Annotated in this window: 2 protein-coding genes and 1 pseudogene; all 3 read left to right on the top strand. The window is 46.6% G+C overall.

Annotated features, from left to right (window positions below; genetic code table 11):
- Window positions 1-459 (top strand): annotated as a pseudogene (locus WBA89_RS16940) (apocytochrome f); the annotation flags it as partial.
- A 311-nt stretch (window positions 460-770) separates the two neighbouring features.
- Window positions 771-1,622 carry an alpha/beta fold hydrolase gene (locus WBA89_RS16935; RefSeq protein ID WP_424408347.1) on the top strand — a complete coding sequence of 284 codons (852 nt, stop codon included), beginning with the start codon at window positions 771-773 and terminating at the stop codon, window positions 1,620-1,622.
- Between the two features lie 77 nt (window positions 1,623-1,699).
- Entirely contained in the window at window positions 1,700-2,143 is a 444-nt protein-coding gene (psbQ, locus tag WBA89_RS16930; protein ID WP_424408346.1) for a photosystem II protein PsbQ, read from the top strand.
- Window positions 2,144-2,391 lie beyond the last annotated feature (248 nt).

Here is a 2,391-nt window from a genome sequence, read left to right as displayed (position 1 = left end):
CCAAATCCCGCAACTGACAAGTCCGTTCACTACGGCAAATACCTAATTTATGTCGGCGGCAACCGGGGTCGCGGTCAGCTTTATCCTACTGGCGCTAAGAGCAACAATGCTGTTTATAATGCTTCGGTAGCTGGCAGCATTTCTCAAATTACCACACTTGAAGATGGTGGTTTTGAAGTGACAATTCAACCAGCAGAAGGTGCAGCGGTTGTTGATGCAATTCCTGCCGGCCCAGAACTGATTGTTACCGAAGGACAAACAGTTGCAGCCGGCGAACTTTTGACGAACAATCCTAATGTGGGCGGCTTCGGTCAAAAAGATGTGGAAATTGTGCTGCAAAGTGCAGGTCGAGTTAAAGGATTGATGGCTTTCGTGGCTATAACCATGCTGGCTCAAATTATGCTGGTTCTCAAGAAGAAACAGGTCGAAAAAGTTCAAGCTGCTGAAATGAATTTCTAAGCGGGACTTTAATTATTTGGGTAAGGTACTCGCTCATTAGTGTTAACTTAACCTCTTATGTAGTCGCAGACTACGGTCTGATGATTAAGGTCTCGATCCCCCCTAACCCCCCTTAAGAAGGGGGGAACCGGAAGCGATCAAAGTCCCCCTTATTACGGGGGATTTAGGGGGATCGAGACTTCGATACAAACCTGAGATCCAAAAGTTTTGAGGCGATTGTTGATACTAATGATGTTCTGTACGCACCCAACTATTAGGTAAGTAGGGCGGGGAATACCCGCCTTATTCTTTGATAAATAATCAGTAAAATAATGTCAATTGATGAGAAAAAAATTCAGGTAGGCCCGCTGGAATGGTTTTATCGGGAAACAAATCCGGTTAACGAAAGTGATAAGCCGCCAGTGCTGCTGCTGCACGGTTTGCCGTCCCAAAGCTTTACCTGGACTGCAATCATGCCGGAGTTGGCGGCAAGCGGATTTCGCTCGGTAGCGCCGGATTGGGTGGGCTGCGGGCGATCGACCAAACCGGACAAACGCGACTTTGCTTACACGCCGGATGCTTTTGTAACCGCCCTGGCTGGGTTTATTCAAAATCTAGAAATAGACCGATTTTCCCTGGTTGTTCAAGGATTCTTAGCTTCGGCAGGCATTCAATACGCTTTGCGAAATCCCGATCGAATAGATCGTTTAGCGATCGTAAATACACCAGTTTCAGAAAATATAAAATTGCCTTGGAAAATGCAGCAGTTGGGACTGCCTTTTATTGGCGACATGATAACCCAAGACCCGCTTTTGGTGGACAGAACCCTCGAAGGCGGCTGCCGCAAAATCATATCAGACAGCGATTTAGATGTTTACCGCCGTCCGTTTCTCAAAAGTTCGGATGCGGGGCGATCGCTAATGAATACAGTCCGCAACATTCAATTACCGCAGTCAATGGCAGAAATTGAATCCGGCTGGCAAGAATGGACGCGCCCAACTTTATTTGTGTGGGGTTTGATCGATCCTTGGCTGAGTGTTGAACCCGCTAAAAAGTTAGTCAGTTCCCTGAAAAATGCCGAGTTAGTCACACTAGAACAAGCGGGGCATTACCCTCAAGAACATTGGTCAGAAAAAGTTGGCGAGGCTGTGATAACTTTTCTGCGCCGTCAGGAGGTAAAATGATATTTTGTACCTCAATCTCGGTGCTAAGCGGTGCCCCGTGCCCGCCCGCAACGAGAAATCTAGAATCTAAAATCCTTATGACTCGTCCCCGTTCATTTTTGGCCTTGATGATGGCGTGTTTGATGGCATTTCTGGTTAGTTGCAGCAGTGTCGAAGCAAAAGTTCCGACGACTTACACAGCCGCCCAGATCCAGCAAATTCAGCGCTATGCTCCTACCCTGACAGAATACCGATCGCGCATGGATACCCTAGGAAACCTAATTCAAAACAGAAATTGGATTGATACCGTAACTTACATTCACGGGCCTCTAGGCGACTTGCGTAACACCATGAGAGCCGTGTCAGGTACTTTGTTGCCCAAATCTCAACAACAAGCTGTTGATTTGACAAAGAGTTTGTTTGCTGATTTGGTAAACATTGACAACGCTGCTAAAGCGAATGACTATGCGAAAGTTACGGCGAGTTATCAAACAGCGGTGAATCATTTCGAGAATTTCTTGCAGCTAATTCCTAAATCCTAATCGCTTGAGATAAGACGGCGGTTTCAAGCGCGCCTGCACGCAGGAATTCCACTCGATGGCGCTGTAAAGAAAAAAAAGATAACACGGCGGTTTAAAGCGCGTCTGCACACAGAAATTCCACTCGCCTGCGGACTGAAGAACACAAAGTAATTTTAACAGTCCGTTCTTCAACCCGCTTTGGTAGCGTGAAAGTTTGTAGAGACGCGGTTTCAACCGCCCGGTCTTCTTCTATAAAATAGAAAATATAA

Origin of the sequence: Microcoleus sp., assembly GCF_049646505.1 — a bacterium.
Lineage (GTDB): Bacteria > Cyanobacteriota > Cyanobacteriia > Cyanobacteriales > Microcoleaceae > Microcoleus.
The sequence above is the reverse complement of the archived record's forward strand: the minus strand, read 5'-3'. Positions and strand labels throughout refer to the sequence as shown.

Excerpts from the sequence above, each read along its gene's own strand:
- WBA89_RS16935 (WP_424408347.1), top strand. The coding sequence starts at position 771 with ATGTCAATTGATGAGAAAAAAATTCAGGTAGGCCCGCTGGAATGGTTT.
- psbQ (WP_424408346.1), top strand. The coding sequence starts at position 1,700 with ATGACTCGTCCCCGTTCATTTTTGGCCTTGATGATGGCGTGTTTGATG.